Genomic DNA, 18,210 nt, shown 5'->3' on the forward strand with positions numbered 1-18,210 from the left:
CCCCGGCTGCGAAATCCCCGCCCGCCACTGCGACATCGACCACACCCACGACTGGGACCACGGCGGCCACACCGTCCACCACAACGGCAAAGCCAAATGCAGCTACCACCACCGCAACCACAAACACGGCGCCGGATAGACGACCGCGCCGCTGGTACCGTCGCCCAAGGCACGGGGGTGACCAGTGAGTGATCTCGAGACAGTGGCGGTGTTGGGACTCGGCAAGGTCGGGCTCCTCGCCGCGCGCCTCCTGCACGACGCCGGGTTCACCGTGGTCGGCCACGACCTGCGGCAGCCGGCCGACGACCAGCCGTTCGCGGTCGGGGTCACCGACGTCGCCGACACCGAGACGCTGGCCACCGCGCTGGGCGGGGCCGATGCGGTGCTGTCGTGTCTGCCGTATCACCGCAACATCGACGTGGCCGACGTGGCCCACCGCCTCGGCATCCACTACTTCGACCTCACCGAGGACGTCCCCACCACCGAGCACATCCGCACGTTGTCCGAGACCCACTCGGCGTTGATGGCGCCGCAGTGCGGGTTGGCCCCGGGGTTCGTCGGCATCGTTGCCGCATCACAGATCGAGCGCTACGAGACGTGCCGTTCGATCCGGATGCGGGTCGGTGCGCTGCCGGCCCACCCGACCGGGTTGCTGGGCTACGCGTTCAACTGGTCGCCCGAAGGAGTGGTCAACGAATATCTGAACGACTGTGAGGTGATCGAGGAGGGTGTACGCAAGACGGTGTCGTCGATGGAATGGCGTGAGCCGATCTATGTGGCCGGCACCCGCCTCGCGGCGTTCACCACGTCGGGCGGGCTCGGCACGATGTGCGAGACCTACCACGGACGGGTCGACAATCTCGACTACAAGACCATGCGCTACCCGGGCCACATGGACCTCATGAACTTCTTCTTCCACGAGCTGCTCATGCGCGAGCGCAGGCAGTTGGCCGGCGAGATCCTGACGAATGCGAAACCGCCGGTCGACGAGGACGTGGTCTACATCCACGTGTCGTCGGAAGGTCTGCTCGACGGACAACTCAAGCGCATCGAGTACGTCCGCGACTTCCGGCCCCGTGACATCGCCGGACAACGGCGCACGGCCATCGCATGGACCACCGCAGGGTCGGTCAGCGCCGTCATCGAGATGGCGCGCGACGGCATCGTCCCCGGGCAGGGGTTCCTGCGCCAGGAGGACATCTCGTTGGAGGCGTTCAAGACCACCCGCACCGGGACGCTCTTCTCCGGGCCGCCATGATCGACGACGCGGCCCCTGGAATGCCGGCAGGAAGCGGCGACGTGTTGTTCTGCACCGACACGTGTTGGCAGGAACACGGCGACGCCATCCGAGCCGTCGCGCCCGACATCGAGACCGTGCTGTTGTCCGGCGATGCACCGGTGAGTGAGGCCGACCGGGAGCGGATCACGGTGGCGTTCTTCTCGCACGATGCCTGGCCCGAGCGGGCCGCCGACTTCATGGGGGTCGCGCTGCGTGCGCCGAACCTGAAGTGGCTGCACTCGATGTCCGCCGGGGTCGACAGCCCGGTGTTCGCCATGTTTCGCGACAACGGGGTGCGCCTCACCAACTCCTCCGGTTCGAGTGCCGCCCCGATCGCCCGCACGGTGATGATGTATCTCCTCGCACTCGCTCGTGACCTGCCACGGATGATGCGTGCGCAGACGCGAGGCGAGTGGGAGTGGGCCCGGTGGACCGAACTCGACGGGCGACGCGTGGCGGTGCTCGGCTACGGGCCGATCGGCCAGGAGGTCGTGCGACTCGCCACGGAGTTCGGAATGGAACCGGTGATCGTGCGCCGGGCCGCCCACGGCGACGAGCCGTGCGAGACCCGAGCGCTGTCGGACCTGACGGATGTGGTGGCCGGCGTCGACGCCGTCGTGGTGGCGCTGCCCCTCACCGACGACACCCGCGGACTGGTCTCCACCGACGTCATCGCCGCCATGGCGCCCCACGCCTTCTTCGTCAACGTCGGCCGGGGCGAACTCGTCGACCAGACGGCCCTGACCGATGCACTGGCCAACGGGAGGTTGGGAGGGGCCGGTCTCGACGTCACCGATCCCGAGCCACTGCCGCCGGACGATCCGCTCTGGTCACTCCCGAACGTCATCATCACGCCGCACAATTCGGGCAGCACCGATGGCACGAGTCGCCGGGCCGCCGAGCGCTTCCTCGTCAACCTCGCCGCCTGGACGACCGACGGGACCCTGGTGTCCGAGGTCTGAGCAGACGAGCTAGACGGGCCCCGGCGCCAGCGGCACCGAGCTGTAGCCGCGCACCGTGGAGGTGTGGACCCACTCGATGCCGGCAGCGTCGACCTCCCAGTCGCCGAGCCGGGTCACCATCGCCTCGAGACCCACCCGGCCCTCGAGTCGGGCCAACGCCGCCCCGATGCAGAAGTGGGCGCCGTAGCCGAAGGACAGGTGGCGGTCGATCCTGCGATGGATGTCGAAACGGTCCCCGTCGGGGAAGTGGCGCGAGTCGCGATTACCGCTGCCGTTGATCAGCAGCAGGTTGGCTCCCTCGGGCACGGTCCCGCCGTGGAACTCGACGTCACGCATGACCCGACGACCCTGCACCGGCGATGGCGCCTCGTAGCGCAGGATCTCCTCGATGGCGTTGTCGATCAGCGACGGGTCGTCACGCAGCTCGCGGCGCTGATCGGGATGATCGGCCAGCAGCACGCTGGCCCAGCCGAGCATGCGGGCCACCGTCTCACTACCGGCCCCTGCGATGAGCGCGACATAGCCCATGATCTCTTCGTTGGTCAGCAGGCGCGTCGAACCGTCGAGCTCCTCGCGTTCGTGGGTGGCGAGCACCGTCAGGAGGTCGTCGGCCGGCTCCTTGCGACGTTGCTCGCAGATCTCGGGGATGAGATCGAACACCGCGCCGCCCAGGTTCTCGCCCTCGACGAGTCGGCCGCTGCCTGCGGTGGTGTCCTCCGTGATCGCGAGCGTGTGGTCGACAGAATCGCGCATCGTGGTCTCGAGTCCCTCGGGGAACCCGAGCAGGGCGAGAATCACCGTGGGCGGCAGGAGGGACGAGAAGCGGGTCACGAAATCGAAGGTGGACAGCCCCTCGACCGGGTCGAGCAGTGCGTCACAAACCCGGCCGATGCGCGCTTCGAGGCCGTCGATGCGCCGGGGAGTGAAGGCCCGGCTCACGAGTTTGCGCAGCAGCGTGTGCTCGGGCGGGTCGCGAAAGATGAACATCGGCATGGGGAATTCGTCGTCGCTCATCAGATCGAGCGTGGTGCCGAACCGCGACGCGTAGGTCTCGGTGTCGAGCAAGCACGTCAGCACGTCGTCGTACCGGGTGAGGGCCCAGAAGCCGTGTCGCTCGTTGTGGAAGAGCGGCGCCTCGTCCCGCATGCGGCGCCAGACATCGTGCGCCCGCTTGTCGATCTCGAAATCGAACGGGTCGTACGCGATCTCCCCCATGGCCGTGTCCCCCATTGGCGCGTCGCTCATGACGCGTTCGTAGCACGGCCTCAGCCGTCAGGGAAGCTCAATCGGTCTCGGCTGGCTCGGTCAGATGCAGCGTCGGCGCCACGCCGGCGCCCTGAGCGAACGCATCTTGTGACAACGGCTTGTCGAGCACCGATCGCACCGCGCTGGCCAACGACGAGTCGTCACCGAGCACCACATCGCTGGACGCCGATGACTGACCGTCGCTCGGCAACACGATGTCGGTGATGTTCGCATGTTGGAGGACATCGAGGATCGCAGTGCCGATCGCCGGGGACGTCGACTGCCAGACCTGCAGGCCGCGTCCGCCGGAAGATGCGCCGGCACGCGCGGCCTCCATGCCCGGCATGTCGTCGAACGCCGAGTCGTTCGCCTCGTGCAGTCCTCCTTCTTCGTCGGGACGCCACGACTCCAGGCTGCGGTCGAAGAGCACGATCGCCCCATCGGAGCCGGCCATCTCGAGGGCGTGGTCGAAGGCGATGCGCGCATCATCGTTCTCGGGCGGCAGCACCAGCACACGGCGGCCGTTGGCGGTCGCCGAAGTGTCGGTCGAGGAGGAACGGGCGTCGGGCGAGCGGGACTCGGTCATGGAGAGGAGCTACCCGGCCTGCCCCCGGTCGAAACCCGCAAGGGGAACGATCAGGCCGCCGACGGCTCGAAGCGGATCTCGCGACCGAGGCTGCCGGCCAGCAGACCTGCTCGCTCCTCGGCAGTGAAGACCTCGAGATCAGCCGTCGTCCCGTCATCGAGTTGCAGCCCGATGTCGACACGCGTGTCGCCGATCTCGGTCGTGACACCCTGCACCACCCGCCGATACGTGCGATCGAGACCGATACCGACACGCAGGAGCCCGGCCAACACACGCACGGTGTGCTGATCCGACTCGGGCAAGGCAGCGAACTCGGCGTGGCGAGGGCGGGGCTCGCTCTTGCGGTGGTAGCGGGCCACCAGGGCGATCAACTCGAGCTCCTGCTCGGTGAAACCCACCAGCTGCTCGGAGTGACGGATCAGGTAGTACGAGTGCTTGTGGTGCGCGGAATGGGCGATGAACCGGCCCACGTTGTGCAGCACGCCGGCCGCCTCGAGGATGGCCCGCTCGGACTCGCCCAACTCGTGCACCGACGCAGTCTGGTCGAACAGCGCCAACGCCAGGTCCGTGGCGTGTTGGGCATGGGCCACGTCCTCGTCGTAGCGATCGGCCACCGCGAACACGCTCTGGCGCCGCAGGTCGGACAGGTGGTGCAGCGCGTCGCCGCCGCCCGTGCGTCGGTTGAGCCGATCGAGCACGACCCCTTCGCGCAGCGCGTTGGGCGAGACGACCATCTCCTGGATCTCGAAGGCCTTGAACAGCTGACGCAGCAGCAGTGCACCGGCGACGATCACATCCACACGGGCCTCGTCGAGACCGGACATTCCGATGCGATCCTCGGGCCGGGGATGGGCGAGCAGCTCCGCCACCACGGCCTTGACGCCGGCGCGGGTCAACACCAGGTTGTCGACCGTTCGCACCGAACGACCCTCGATCCGCGCCGCCATGGTCGCGATGGTCTCGATGGTGCCCGAGCAACCGATCGCCACCTCGTGACCGCGCGCCGTGACCTCCTTGGCCACGGGCACGAGGAACGAGGTCACGTGGGCCCGCAGCCGCTTCACGCCGTCGTCGGTGACCACACCGTCGGGGACGTAGCCGTCGGTCAGGCGGATGTGCCCGAGCTTGAGCGAGCGCACCAGCAGCGGGGACTGACCTCGCCCCACGACGATCTCGGTCGAACCGCCGCCGATGTCGATCACGAGATGGTTCTCGGCGCCGACGGCGACAGCGCTGATCGCGCCCAGGTGGATCAGCCGCGCCTCCTCGACCCCGGCGATGACCTGGAGGCGCACGCCGGTGCGCTGCCGGACCTGTTCGAGGAAGGCTCCCGGGTTGTCCGATTCGCGCACTGCGCTCGTGGCGAGCGCCACCACTTCGGCGTCGTGGCCTTCGGCGATGCGGGCGAATCGGTCGATGGCTTCGATGGCTCGCTCGACTGCGTCGGGGTCGAGCGTCTTCATGTCGCCCTTGCCCGAACCGAGCCGGACCTTCTCGCGATCGCGGGCGATCACGTCGAGTGGGCCGTGCACCGTGGGTCGGGCGATGACCATGTGAACGGAATTGGTCCCGACGTCGATCGCGGCAAGGGGCCGACCAGCAGCGGGAATCGAATCCGACACAGGCTGGACCCTATGCGAATCAGCGGGGAAACAGCGCTGCCGTCCGGTCCTGGAGGTGAGCAGGCGGCGGTCCACGGGCGGCGAGCGGTCACTCAGGTCGCCATCACCTGTTTCCCGATCACCCTGCGGTCGGCGAGGGCCTGGACGGCGCGTGGGAGGTCGTCGAAGACCACGGTGGCGGATACGGGGTTGCGCAGTTGTCCGTTCGCCGCGAGGTCGGAGAGCGATGCATGGATGGCGTCGAGTTCTGTACGGGCGAGACCTCCGGCAAAGACGCCGAGCACACTGGCGTTGGCCACGACGAGCTCGTGCGTGTTCATGGTCGGCCACCGGCCGCTGGCGAACCCCACTGCGAGCAATCGTCCGTTGCGAGCAAGCGCCTTGGCCGCGTTCTCGGCCAGTTCACCGCCGACAGGGTCATAGATCAGATCGATGCCTCGCCCATCGGCGGCCTTGCGTAGGCCCTCGGCGATCGGGCCGTCACGATGGATCACCGTCATGTCCGCGCCCAGGCCGCGGCAGAACGCAGCCCGCTCCTGGTCGCCCACGACTGCGATCACGCGAGTCCCGAGGGCCTTGCCGACTTGCACTGCAGCGATGCCGCTCCCGCCGGCGGCACCGAGAACGGCCAGGGTTTCTCCGGCGGCCGCCCGCCCCCGCTCGACGAGTCCGATCCAGGCAGTGTGATGCGGGATCCAGAACCCGGCCGCCTCGACCTCCGACAGCCCGACCGGCACCGTGAATGCCGTGTCGGCGCGCACGAGACACTCCTCGGCGAACGAGCCGTGACCGGCGTAGAACATCGACACGGCCATTACCCGGGCACCGATGGCGAGGTCCGTCCCCTCGCCCACCGCGGTCACCTCGCCGACGACTTCCTGGCCCGGAGTGAATGGCAGCGCGGGAGTCATCGGATAGCTGCCACGGCACATGAACACGTCAGGGAGACCGATTCCGGCCGCGATCACGCGGACGCGCGCCTGGCCCTTGCCGGGGGTGGGCGGTTCGATCTCCACCCGCCGCAGGACCTCGACCGGCTCACCGATGCCCTCGACCTGCCACGCCTTCATTGCATCAGCTTTTTCATCGCATCAGCTTCCGCTCATCGCGAGGAACCTGCCGTAGGAGCGACTCGTCCCGAGATCCTCGGCCGCCTCCGCTCCGTGCCACGCGAGGTTGCCGTTGACGAAGACGGCCCGCACGGTGTCGTCGTTGCGACGCACCAGCCGCTGGAGACCATCGAAGCCCGTCATCGCCTCCTCGTGTATCGCCTCGACCTCGTCGTCGAGTCGCTCCGGGTCGATGACCACGATGTCGGCCCGATCGCCGACCCGTAGGCGACCGGCATCGATGCGGTGGAAGTCGGCGATGTCGGCGGTCAGCTTGTGGACGGCGGCCTCGATCGACATGAACGGGCGACCGGCGAGCTGTGCGTCACGCACCCGCTTCAGCATGCGCAACGGGTAGTTGTAGAACGCCATGTTGCGGAGATGGGCGCCGGCGTCGGAGAAGCCGATCATCGCTGCCGGATGCGACATGATCCACTCGAGGTGTTCGGCGTCGCCGTTGGCGACCACGCTGTACCAGCGCAGGTCGTTGCCGAAAGCCACCTGGAGATCGAGGAACGTGTCGAGTGGATCCTGGCCGCGAGCGGCGGCAACCTCGGCAAAGGTCCGACCGTCGAGCGATGCGTCGGGGCACGAGACGATACGGGCCTCGCTCAGGTCGCGGTGGTAGGCGCGAGGCGCCACCTTCGAGTTCCACTGCTTGGTGAACATCTTTCGGAACACGGGCGCGTTCATGAGCTGGCGACGAGCGTCGAGGTTCTCCAGATGAAGGGCCTGGGTGCCGGCGCCGAACTCCTCGAACACGGGGTTCTCGATGCCGTCGGTGTAGATGTCGAACGGCGTCGGCAGTGCCTGGAATCGGATGTGCGCGCCGAGGTGCCGGTTGTAGCGGTCGGCCAGGCCGCCCATGAGGCGATAGGCACCCATCGCCGGCGGCGCGTCCATCATGGTGAGCAAGGACGAGCGCAATGCCCGACCGGCCCGAGGCCGACTGAAGTCCAGCAGCGGGCCGATGGTCCAGCGGGTCTGGAGGTTCGGGATCGCCTGGAATACCCCGTCGCGGGCGCGGACGACCTCGGCCAGGGCCCGGTACTCCTTGAACTTGGCGAAGACCGACGGCGTCGGTCGGCTCCGGAACCGCTCGCCGCCCATCTTGTCCCACGGCAACAGATTGACCGAGAGACCGAGCAGCCCGGCGTCCATCGCCTGATCGGTCAGCGCGCTCAACTCGGCCATCTCCTCGTCGTCGGGCCGAACGCTCGCGTCGAGGCTCCTCTCGATGCCCATGACCGACGAGCGGGCGGTGGAGTGGCCGAGCATGCCGATCAGGTTGGGGCCCAAGGCCAACGAGCCGAGATGCTCGACGTACTCCGCCGGATTCGTCCAGTCGACGATCTCCTCCAGCAGCGGGAGCACGGTGTCGCGAGGGATGCCCTCGACCCGGCAGAACGTGTCGGCCATGTCCTCGGGCTCACCGACCACCAGCGACAGCCCGCACGAGCCGATCAACACGGTCGTGACGCCGTGGCGAAGCGACTCCGACAGCGACGGGTCGACCTCGACCTCGGCGTCGTAGTGCGTGTGCAGGTCGATGAACCCCGGCATCACCCAACAGGCTCCGGCGTCGAGCGATTCGGCATCGCCCGGCGCGTCGAGGGCGGGGCCGATCTCGGCGATCGTGCCGTCGGACGACACCAGCACGTCGGCGATCGCCGGCGCCGCCTCGCTGCCGTCGAACACCGTGCCGTTGCGAATGATCGTGGGCCTCATCGGCCGCAACACTAGGCCCGCAGTCGGATCCGTGTACCACGCGTCAAGGACCGGATCCCACCGCCCGGTCGACGAACTGCTCGAGTGAACGCTGGTTGCGGGTGTCACACTCGATGTTGTGACCGCATTCGGCCACGGAGTCGTACCACGATGACGATGCGTCGGAGTTTTCGGCCCAGGCCGAGGCGGCGGCGGCACCCTGGCTGACCGAGTCGACCAGGTCGTCGTCCTCGCCGTAGACCCAGTACGCGGGCGGGAGGTCGCCGTCCAGATAGCCGAACAGGCTGGCCTCGACGAGCTGCTCGGACTCGCACGGGTCACAGCCGAGCAGCGCTTCGGTGAGGCCCTTCGCCCACGGGTGGGGAGATTCGTAGAACGCCACGAGGTCCGTCGGACCCACGGCGGACACGACGCCGGAAACGGTCGACTCGAATTGCGCCTCCGATGCCGTGAGGTCCGTGGGCTCGAACCGGCCAGGGGTCGCGGCGACGATCGACGCGAGGTGACCGCCGGCGGAGGTTCCGAACACGACGATTCGGTCGCCGTCGATCAACCCCTCCTCCTGCGAGTAGACCCGGAGCCATCGAAGTGCCCGCTTCACGTCTTCGACCGATGCAGGAAAGGGGTGCTCGGGAGCAAGGCGATACCCCACCGACACCACGGCGTAGCCGCGCTCGACGAATCGCAACGCCATCGACGGAACGGGCGCCCGCTCACCGCCGACCCAGCCACCCGAATGGAGGTACATCACCACGGGGGCTGACGGCTGCGCCGGGAGGTAGAGGTCGAGTTTCTGCGCGGGGGCGTCCCCGTAGGCCACGTCGCGCATCGTGGTGTGGGCGTCCGGCGCGACATAGTCGGCCGGCAGGACATCGGCGTCCTCCGCCAGCCGCAGATCGCCGGGTCTCGGGTCGGGAACCACGACGACACACGCGTTCACCCCGGGCGCCGCGGTGTCCGAGCATCGGGGACTGTCGGCTCCCCCGAACACGGCGCAGGCACCGGACAGCAACACGACCGACGCAACCGACGCGACCGACAACCGACCACGACGGGACGGACGGCGCCGGTCGCTCACTTCTTCGGCTTCGTGACGGTCCAACCCCGCCGGCGAACCTCGAGGACCAGGGACTTCGTCGAGGCGGTGCGGATGACTCGTTCGGACTCGGTCATCGGTTCGGCCGTCGAGGCCGCGGGGGATGCTGCGGCGCTGGGCTCCTCGGCGACCGTGACCTCGGGGACGTCGCCGGCCGCGGCGGCGGCTTCGTACTCGGCGGTCTGGAGCTGGTCGATGAACTCGGCTGCTTCCTCGGTCGTGAACTTCCCGCCGGCCTGGCGCTGGTTGAACCCCATCGGCCCTCGGGCATCGCGAAAACCGGCATGGCCGGCGTTCTCGAGCAGCTCGAGCAGATCCTTGATCTGTCGACCCGACGCCGGCGGTCCGGCGCTCTGCCCAAATCCCATGCTGCAGTCTGGCCCACCCGGCCCGAACTCGTGCCGCTCAGCCAGTCAGCGCGTCGCGACCCACTCCCACATACGTGTCGGCGGTGGCCAACGCGGCGATGCGATGCACGACACGGCGTTCGCTCGCGTCATTGACCGCGTAGTGCTGGACCGCTTGCTGGTCCCACAGCAGCAGGTCGCCTTGGGTCCACCGATGCCGGAACGCGAACTCGGGCTTTTGCATGTGACGCAGGAGCATGTCGAGAAGCATCTGCGCCTCGAGTGGCTCGATGCCACGGATGAAGCGGGTGTAAACCGTGTTCACGGTCAACCACTTCCGGCCGGTCACCGAGTGCTCCTTCACAACCGGGTGGCTGTGGATCAATCCCTTGCCGAGAGCGTCGGCGACGAGCGGCCCGAGGTCGCGGCCCCGTTGCCAACCGAGCTCGTAGAGCGAGCCGTAGTCATGCACCGCCTCGAGCCCGTCGAGCAGCTCCTGGAACTTCGGTGAGAGTCCTTCATAGGCGAGCGCGGTGCTGACGAACGCGGTGTCGCCGCCCGTCACGGGGATCTGTTTCCCGTGGAGCAGGTTCACCAACGGCGGGTTCTCGAGGAAGGTCTCGTCAGCGTGCCACATGCTCGCCGTGTGACCGGCTTCGGAGTCGATGACCGTGATCTCGGGAACGGTCGGATGGTCGCCGAACTGGTCGGTCTTGTTCTCTTCGAGCGCGCCGAAACGACGGGCCAGCCGAAGGTGCTGTTCGGGCGTCATGTCGGCCGCCTCGACCGACACCACCTGATGAGCGAAGAGGGCGTCGGCGACCCCTTCGATCGTCGCGTCGTCGAGCCCGGCCCGAAAGTCGATCCCCTCGATCCGCGCGCCGATGTTCGTGCCCACCTTCTGGACCTGCATCGCCGACCCCTTCCCGTGTCAGTGCGCAGTCTGGCGGCTCCCACGCCTCTCGACCAGACGGGCGTCGTCAACCCAGCCGGAACGCCGCTGCGGCACCGGGCGAGTAACGGCAGAATCGGCCGGTCACGATCGAGTGGCGAAGATGCTCGGCCACCTCAGGTTCCTGCTCGGCGACACGGTCGATGGCCCGGGTGATGGCCCGCTGCACGTTGATCCGCGCCTTCTCGGTCGGATCGCCCATGTTCCTCGCCCGCCCCCCGAGCCCGAATGCGGCGATCAGTTCCTGCTCGAGGAACTCGATCTCGTCACGAGCGCGTTCGGCGACGCCGGTGTCCGCGTTCTGGACCGCGTCCTCGAGGGTGGTGGTCAGTTCCTGGTAGCGCCGTTGATACGCCGCCCGGGCCCGGGCGTCGAGCTTGGCGCCACTGTGACCCTCGAGGACAACCGCGCGCCCGCCCGCGGTGGCGTAGAGATCGAGCACGTGCCAGTCGACATCGGGGCGTGTGATCAGCGCATCGAGATAGTGCATGCCCGAGGAGTGACGCACCAGACCTGCGCGGTCGCCACGTCCCACCCGCCACACGTCACCCTGACGGACGAAGACTCCGGCACCGTCATCGTCGGCGTTGGTATCGACGCCGTCGGAATCGACGCGGGAGACCTCGTAGTCGCCCACCAGGAGCACGTCAGCGCCCATCTTCAGCCGCGTCCGGATCTCGTCGGCCACGGCCTGGTGCTGTTCGGCCCGTGCGCGGTCATCGAGACGAGCGTGGGCGACGGCGAGGGCGGCGTGGCTGCGCGCCGACCACGGCTCGGCATGCATGCGATCGTGGGTCACCAGGCTGCGCTCGAGTCGACCCACCGCCTCCGCGTTGCGGCCCATTCGCAGACACAGCAGGCCGAGCAGCCGGTCGACGGCGCCGACCCAGGGTGCTGCAGCCGCAGCGGCGCCGACGCACTTCCCGGAGAACGGCTCGAGTGCCGCATGGATTTCGGGAACGAGCGGATGGTCGACGGCCGCCGCCGCCTCGGCCACCATCGCCATGGCGACGGTCCAGAGCAGGCTCGGCGTCTCGTCCGACAGAGAGACGAAGGATTCCTCGATCAGGGTGGACGCGACCTCGCGCTGCCCGCTCATCGCCTTCGCCAACGCGACCGCTCCCCGCAGGGCAGGGTCGGCGATCGCCGGCAGCAACGGCTCGAACTCGGCGAGCGTCTCGGCCAGAAGCCCGGTGTCCCACCGGAACGCGATGCGGACGAAATCGAGCGACGGGGTGTCGACCCCCAGGTAGGCGAGCTCCTTGGCAACGTCGTCGAGGATCTGTTCGGCATCCACGTAGCGACCCTCGAGCGCCGCGACACACGACTGAGCGAGGGCGAGGTGCTCCCGGCCCGCAGCCGAGGTGGGCTCGCCGGCGAGGAGCGCCATGGCCCGCTCGCGATCCCCGGCCGCCAACGCGTCGCACAGCGCCAGGCGTTGCGCCCGGGTCGTGAGCTCGATGTCGGCCACCCGGTCCGCAGCTCGCAGGGCAGCTTCGGAATCGATCCGTCGTTCGGAGAAGCGGTCCGGGAACACCATCAGCGCCCGCCGCCGGGCCAGGTGCGCCTCGGCCAGCACGAGCGGGTCGCCGTAGACCTTCGCCGCGGCGACCGCGCGATCGGCCGACGCGAGGTCCGTCGGCTGCAGGCCCCTGATCTCGGCCGCAGCCACCCGCGCGGTGTCGAGGACGGCTTCGTCGTGGGGGTCGGCGGACTCGCCCAGCCAGGCCGTTGCCAGACGGGCCAGGGCATCGGCATCGAGCACCGAGGGATTCGGCTCTTCCCACCAGCGCAAGCGGCTGTAGCCACGCACCACCTGCCGCCGTATGTCCGGGTCGGGGTCGAACGATAGGTCGACGATGGCGGCGAGGCGCTGCTCGGCCTCGGAAATCCGACCCGCCCGACCGAGCACATCGGCCTCGTCGACCAGCACCCGCGCGAGCGTCGCGTCGTCACCGATGTCGGCGAGGATGGATGCCGCGAGCGCGAAGTGTCCCGCCGCTTCTGGCAGGGCACCGATCGACCGTTCGATCCGACCGGCGTTCCATGCGGCGTCGGCGGCATCAGGCCCGCGGGTCTCCGACGCGGCGCGGCCGAGATGGTGGGCCAACACGATCGGTCCTGCCCCGGTTTCCTTCAGCACCGAGGCCGCACGGGCGTGCAGCTCGAGCCGCCGACCCGGCTCCAGGTCGCCGTAGAGCAGCTCGCGCAGCAGGGCGTGGCGAAACGAGACCTCCGAACCGTCGATCGCGATCACGGCGCCGGTCGGTGCTCCGCCGAGATCGGGATCGACGCCCGACGCGACCATCTGCCGCAGCACGGCGCGGTCGGTGGTGCCCAGTACGGCGAGCGCTTCGAGCCACGGCTGCATGTCGGCACCCATCGCGTCGATCTGCTCACGGAGCAGCGCGACCACATCCGACGGCAACGATGCGGAGCCCTCCGAGGCGAGGGCACCGTGTTCGAGCAGGCGTTGCACGAACATCGGGTTGCCGCCGGTTCGATGGACCATGGCGGCCGCGGTCGCCGAGTCGAGGCTCATCCCAAGCTCCTGGGCCAACTCGACGACGTCGTCGAGGGTGAACCCGTGCAGGACGATTCGCTGGCCGCGTAGGGCATCGGTCGCCTCGGACCCGGGCCGGCTCGATGCGACGATCCATGCCCCGCGTGATGCCGGGCGACGGCTGAGGTAGGCGAGCAACTCGAGCGCGGTCGGATCGGCGGCGTGCATGTCGTCGAGCACCAGCAGAACCGGTCGCTCGTTCGCCGCCTCCTGGAGCCAGAGGGCCACCGACCGGAACACCTCGAGCTTGTCGCGCATGGCCCGCTCGGCTTCGATGCCCGATGCCACCACCGACTGGCCGGGATCGATGCTGCTCAGCGCGTCGTACCAGGGCCACAGCGGCGAGGCCCCCTCCCACTCACCGGCGACGCCCCAGCCGACGCGGATACCGCGAGCGGCAGCCATGTCGGCGAGGGCGTGGAGAACGGTCGACTTCCCGATGCCGCCGGGTCCGGTCACGAGAACGACACCCGATCCACCCGGCGCGTCGAGGTACTTCGCCAGTCGCCGGAGCGGCCCCTCACGACCGATCAGGTGGGTCGCGTCGTGCCCGGTTTCCGCCACGGCAGCGACAGTAGCCTGCCGCTCACTCCCGGTGAACTCGGGGAAGAACGCTGTGTCAGCCCGGTGCGGGTGCCAGAGCCACCCCACCCTGTCCGCTGGTCAGCACGACCTCCCCGGAGCCGAGGTCGATGACGAACAGCCGGATCCCCGGCTCGTCGTACTCATCGAGCCCGCAACACCCGGAGACGACCGCAAAGCCGTCGCCGATGAGCACCGAGTCGATCAGCCAGACGTCGGCAAGTGCACCGACGATCAACTCGGCATGGTCGCCCTCGATCGCGAAGATCCGGTCGCCTCGACTGGCGCCGTCCTCCTGCTGGAACACGTCGTTGCCGAACACACGGACCGGCCCACGAGTGGGTAGGGCGATCCCCTCGTCGAGCAGATCGCCATCCGGCAACGAGTACCGATGCATCGTGTCACCACCCTCGACCACGAGCAGCTCGTCGTCGGTCAGCAGCGGCTCGCGGGTGTCCATCAGCGCCGATGGCGGGACCGAAAAGGCGATCTCGCCACTCGAGCGATCGATGACGTGCACGTCGGCCGCTCCGTCGCGGTAGCCAACGGCGACATTGGTGGCGTTCGCCGTCATGGTGAGAAGCGGCACGGCGTCGTTTGCGGGGAGCAACACACGCCCACGTTCCGAACCACTGATCGGATCCAGCTCGACGACCTCGTCGTCTCCGGTGGGCCGGTCGATCCCGACGAACAGACCGTCGGCGTCGCCGGCGATGGCGAACACCACGCCGTCGGGGACGAGGTCGGCCACCGCAACGGAGTCGATGTCGCCGGTCGTGTAGTCGAAGCGGCTGACGCTGGCGCCGTCTCCGGAGATCGTCCACATCCAGTCGGTGTCGGCAACCAGGCGATTGCCGGCCATGGAGGACCCACCGTCGGCGAACTCGAACCGGGGACCCTCCATCGACGTCTCGTCCAGGGCGTTCGGCGCCAGGTTGTCAGGCACCCGGCCGGGGAGGAGTTCCTCGACGCCGCTCTCCCACCAGATCCGAATTCCGGCGTAGGGCGAATCGGGGTCCGGGTTGTCCGCCGCATCGAGCTCGCTGAGCACATCGCCGGCGATCTCCTCCAGCTCCGGATCGCCAAGATCCAGATCGAGGCCGCTCCCGTCCGTGCCGGTGTCGGAGTCGTTGCCGTCCGCCGCCGTGTCGCCCGCGTCCTGAGCGTCGCTGCCCGGCGCGGTCGCGGAGTCCGATTCCGAGCCGCCGCAGGCCGCCGCAGCCAGGCTCAGAACGAGGAGGACGACTCCCACCCGCCATGCGGGGATCGGCCGTCGGAGGTCGCGCTTGTCATGCATGACCAACGGGCGTTCCATCGAACGGAACATCGTTCACGCTCATGGAACGCCCCGTTGTCATGCGCGCGAACCGAATCACCGGAACCGTCCCCGCGACCGCCCGAGCTCGAGGCCTGGTCACACCGAGGACAGGCCGACGAGCCGGCCACCGAACGCTCGTGGCAGTCGTGGCGCTGATCCTGCTCACCGCGGCAGGCTGCGGTGGGAGCGACAACGGGGCCGAAGAGTCTCCCACCAGCTCGTCGCCGGCCACCGCCGGGGAAGCGAATCCGCGCACCTCGCCGGCGGAGGTGAGCCTGTTCACCGTCGATCGGGTGAGCCCGCCCCGGATCGTCGAGTTCGTGGCCGAGGACGACGGCATCCTGACGACCCTGCTGGACGACGACCGGGACGGGCGCTACGAATCCATCACCACCACCGACGGCGACACGACGCGGGAGGCGCGCGACACCGATGGTGACGGCGTGTTCGACGAGCTGGTGGTCGACAGCGACGGCGACGGGACGCCCGATCAGGTGGCGGACGATGAGGTGGCCGCCGAGATCGAGGCGCCGTTCTCGCGCGTTGCCGCCCTCCTCGAGCAGGTGCCGGGGCCCGACCCGGTTCGCGCGCTGACCGATGTCGACGGCGACGGTCAACCCGACCGTTTCGACCTCGACGAGGACGGCGACGGCATCGTCGAACAGCGCCTGGAGGATCTCGACGGCGACGGGGTCTTCGAGAGCCTCCAGCGAGATGTCGACGGCGACGGGACGTTCGACACCGACGAGAGCACCGAACGCCCGGACGCACCCCAGCCGCAGCTGGTGTCGGTCTCGACGGCATCCGATCGACCAGCGGGCACGGTACTGACGCTCGCTGCGGCGAGCCCGCACCGTCCGGGTCCGCTCGCCCAGACCCGGACGTCCACCCGTCAACGCGACACCGATGGTGACGGGTTCATCGACCAGTGGGAGTGGGACACGAACGGCGACGGACGGGCCGATCAGTTCGAGCGTGATAGCAACGGCGACGGCTTCGTGGATGTCTGGCTCCAGGACACCGACTACGACGGGCGCTTCGAAACCGTCCGGATCGACGAGAACTACGACGGCATCGTGGACACGACGACGACCGACGGCGACACCGAGATCACGGTCATCCCGCCGGGCGGAGAGACCGCTGGGTCGGGCAACGGCACCGATCTCGGCGATTCGAGCGCAGGGACCGACATGTCGGCGACCAACGATTTCGACGACGACGGTGACGGCCTGGTGGACCGTCGAACCCGGGACACGGACGGCGACGGCATCGCCGACCAGACGTTCTACGACACCAATGGCGACGGCGATTTCGACCGACTCGACATCGATGCCGACAACGACGGCGTGCCCGAGCAACGCGTCTACGACACCGACGGCGACGGCATCGGCGACGAGGCCCAGTTCGACACCGACGGCGACGGCAGGTACGAGGTCGTCGAGATCGATGCCGACGGCAACGGCGTCCCCGAGAAACGCGTGTACGACACCGACGGAAACGGCGTCGGCGACACGGCGCAGCTCGACACCGACGGCGACGGCATCTTCGACACCATCGAGATCGATGCCGACGGCAACGGTGTCCCGGAGGAACGGATCCGCGACACCGACGGCGACGGCGTCGGCGACGAACGGCACCTCGACACCGACGGCGACGGCCGAGCGGACACCGTCGAGGTCGACCGCGACGGCAACGGCATCATCGAGCAACGTGCCATCGACACGAACGGCGACGGCGTTGCCGACGAGGTCCTCATCGACGACGACGGCGACGGCATCTTCGACCGCCGGGAGTACGACGCCGACGGCGACGGTCGACCCGAGCAACGCGATCGGGACCGCGACGGCGACGGCAGGTACGAGGAGCAGTACTTCGACGAGGACGGCGACGGGAACTTCGAGCGGCTCGACATCGATGAGGACGGCGACGGTTTCTACGAGCGACGGGTCCGTGACACCGACGGCGACGGCTGGGGCGACACCATGCAGCTCGACACCGACGGCGACGGGCTGTACGACCTGATCGAGATCGACGCGAACCACGATGGTGTCGTTGAGCGGCGCATCTTCGACCGCGACGGCGACGGCAGGGGCGAAGAGGCCCACATCGACACCGACGGCGACGGCCGGTTCGACACGCGTGAGTACGACACGGACGAGGACGGCACCCCCGACCGCCGCGAGACCGATTTCGACGGTGACGGTGTGTGGGACGACGCACCGATCGATGACGAGGACGGCTCCGGCGGGACCACAGGGGGATCCAGCGGCGGCAGCAGCGACGGTGACGAACCGCTCTGCGTCGCCGGCGCGTGGTCGCTCGATACCGAGAGCTACGCCCGTTCACTCGCCACGGCGCTCGAGAACGCCGGGCTCTCGGGTGCCACCCGGGCGCCGACCGGATTCGCCAGCCTTCGGATCGGTGAGCGGGGTGCCGCCACGGTCACCTACGACAACCTGAGGGTCACCCTCGACGCCGATCCCGTCTCCATCGAAGTCTGGTTCAGCTGGGAAGCAACGGGCAACTTCAGGGTCGAGGACGAGTCGACCACCGCTTCCTTCGTCGGCACCGAGGATCCCGAAATCGTGGCGCAGTTCACCCTCGGTGGTCAGCCGTTCGACATGAGCGACATCGACATCGTCGAGGACTACTTCGTCGCCCCGTTCGGCCCCTACACGGTGGAATGCAGCGACACAGAACTGGTCATGACGCCCGACGACCCCGCCTACGTCCAGGTCTGGACGCGCTGATCACAGCCACGGGGCCGAACCGGTCTGTGCTCAGGCCGCCGAGACGTCGGTGCGGGGGAAGTCGGGGTGGC

General features: G+C 68.6%; 13 protein-coding genes. 3 read left to right on the forward strand and 10 right to left on the reverse strand.

Features of this window, described 5'->3' with window-relative positions:
- Positions 1 to 184: 184 nt before the first annotated feature.
- Both RIB98_04475 and RIB98_04480 read left to right on the forward strand, forming a co-directional pair.
- A complete protein-coding gene (locus RIB98_04475) occupies positions 185 to 1,258 on the forward strand; it encodes a saccharopine dehydrogenase C-terminal domain-containing protein (protein MEQ8840213.1) in 1,074 nt (357 codons plus the stop codon).
- On the forward strand, positions 1,255 to 2,241 hold the full coding sequence (locus RIB98_04480) for an NAD(P)-dependent oxidoreductase (protein ID MEQ8840214.1): 987 nt from the start codon (positions 1,255 to 1,257) through the stop codon (positions 2,239 to 2,241). Before RIB98_04475 ends, RIB98_04480 begins: the two co-directional genes overlap by 4 nt.
- Positions 2,242 to 2,250: 9 nt before the next feature.
- Here the strand turns inward: RIB98_04480 and RIB98_04485 are convergent, their stop codons facing one another.
- From RIB98_04485 to RIB98_04530, 10 genes are all read right to left on the reverse strand, one after another.
- Complete coding sequence (locus RIB98_04485; protein MEQ8840215.1) at positions 2,251 to 3,486, reverse strand: cytochrome P450; 1,236 nt, start codon at positions 3,484 to 3,486, stop codon at positions 2,251 to 2,253.
- A gap of 37 nt (positions 3,487 to 3,523) precedes the next feature.
- Entirely contained in the window at positions 3,524 to 4,072 is a 549-nt protein-coding gene (locus tag RIB98_04490; protein MEQ8840216.1) for a hypothetical protein, read from the reverse strand.
- Positions 4,073 to 4,122: 50 nt separating this feature from the next.
- On the reverse strand, positions 4,123 to 5,694 hold the full coding sequence (locus RIB98_04495) for a Ppx/GppA phosphatase family protein (GenBank protein MEQ8840217.1): 1,572 nt from the start codon (positions 5,692 to 5,694) through the stop codon (positions 4,123 to 4,125).
- 92 nt (positions 5,695 to 5,786) lie between these two features.
- Complete coding sequence (locus tag RIB98_04500) at positions 5,787 to 6,764, reverse strand: NADPH:quinone oxidoreductase family protein (GenBank protein ID MEQ8840218.1); 978 nt, start codon at positions 6,762 to 6,764, stop codon at positions 5,787 to 5,789.
- 21 nt (positions 6,765 to 6,785) lie between these two features.
- The gene (locus RIB98_04505; GenBank protein ID MEQ8840219.1) at positions 6,786 to 8,531 is read right to left on the reverse strand and encodes an amidohydrolase family protein; all 1,746 of its coding nucleotides are present in this window, start codon (positions 8,529 to 8,531) and stop codon (positions 6,786 to 6,788) included.
- Positions 8,532 to 8,574: 43 nt separating this feature from the next.
- Positions 8,575 to 9,633 (reverse strand): alpha/beta hydrolase, encoded by a 1,059-nt coding sequence (locus RIB98_04510; GenBank protein ID MEQ8840220.1) that lies wholly within the window; start codon positions 9,631 to 9,633, stop codon positions 8,575 to 8,577.
- Positions 9,606 to 9,995 (reverse strand): hypothetical protein, encoded by a 390-nt coding sequence (locus tag RIB98_04515; GenBank protein ID MEQ8840221.1) that lies wholly within the window; start codon positions 9,993 to 9,995, stop codon positions 9,606 to 9,608. The genes RIB98_04510 and RIB98_04515 overlap by 28 nt, the downstream gene beginning before the upstream one ends.
- Positions 9,996 to 10,032: 37 nt before the next feature.
- Positions 10,033 to 10,887: a TauD/TfdA family dioxygenase gene (locus tag RIB98_04520; protein ID MEQ8840222.1), complete on the reverse strand. Its 855-nt coding sequence runs from the start codon at positions 10,885 to 10,887 to the stop codon at positions 10,033 to 10,035.
- Between the two features lie 67 nt (positions 10,888 to 10,954).
- Complete coding sequence (locus RIB98_04525; protein MEQ8840223.1) at positions 10,955 to 14,053, reverse strand: AAA family ATPase; 3,099 nt, start codon at positions 14,051 to 14,053, stop codon at positions 10,955 to 10,957.
- Between the two features lie 55 nt (positions 14,054 to 14,108).
- A complete protein-coding gene (locus RIB98_04530) occupies positions 14,109 to 15,386 on the reverse strand; it encodes a hypothetical protein (protein MEQ8840224.1) in 1,278 nt (425 codons plus the stop codon).
- 140 nt (positions 15,387 to 15,526) lie between these two features.
- On the opposite strand from RIB98_04530, the gene RIB98_04535 reads away from it, so the two are divergent.
- Positions 15,527 to 18,139 (forward strand): hypothetical protein, encoded by a 2,613-nt coding sequence (locus RIB98_04535; protein MEQ8840225.1) that lies wholly within the window; start codon positions 15,527 to 15,529, stop codon positions 18,137 to 18,139.
- The last annotated feature ends 71 nt before the right edge of the window (positions 18,140 to 18,210 follow it).

It is taken from the genome of Acidimicrobiales bacterium (assembly GCA_040219515.1).
GTDB lineage: Bacteria > Actinomycetota > Acidimicrobiia > Acidimicrobiales > Aldehydirespiratoraceae > JAJRXC01.

Excerpts from the sequence above, each read along its gene's own strand:
- RIB98_04480 (MEQ8840214.1), top strand. The coding sequence starts at position 1,255 with ATGATCGACGACGCGGCCCCTGGAATGCCGGCAGGAAGCGGCGACGTG.
- RIB98_04485 (MEQ8840215.1), bottom strand. The coding sequence starts at position 3,486 with ATGAGCGACGCGCCAATGGGGGACACGGCCATGGGGGAGATCGCGTAC.
- RIB98_04490 (MEQ8840216.1), bottom strand. The coding sequence starts at position 4,072 with ATGACCGAGTCCCGCTCGCCCGACGCCCGTTCCTCCTCGACCGACACT.
- RIB98_04500 (MEQ8840218.1), bottom strand. The coding sequence starts at position 6,764 with ATGAAGGCGTGGCAGGTCGAGGGCATCGGTGAGCCGGTCGAGGTCCTG.
- RIB98_04505 (MEQ8840219.1), bottom strand. The coding sequence starts at position 8,531 with ATGAGGCCCACGATCATTCGCAACGGCACGGTGTTCGACGGCAGCGAG.
- RIB98_04515 (MEQ8840221.1), bottom strand. The coding sequence starts at position 9,995 with ATGGGATTTGGGCAGAGCGCCGGACCGCCGGCGTCGGGTCGACAGATC.
- RIB98_04520 (MEQ8840222.1), bottom strand. The coding sequence starts at position 10,887 with ATGCAGGTCCAGAAGGTGGGCACGAACATCGGCGCGCGGATCGAGGGG.
- RIB98_04530 (MEQ8840224.1), bottom strand. The coding sequence starts at position 15,386 with ATGGAACGCCCGTTGGTCATGCATGACAAGCGCGACCTCCGACGGCCG.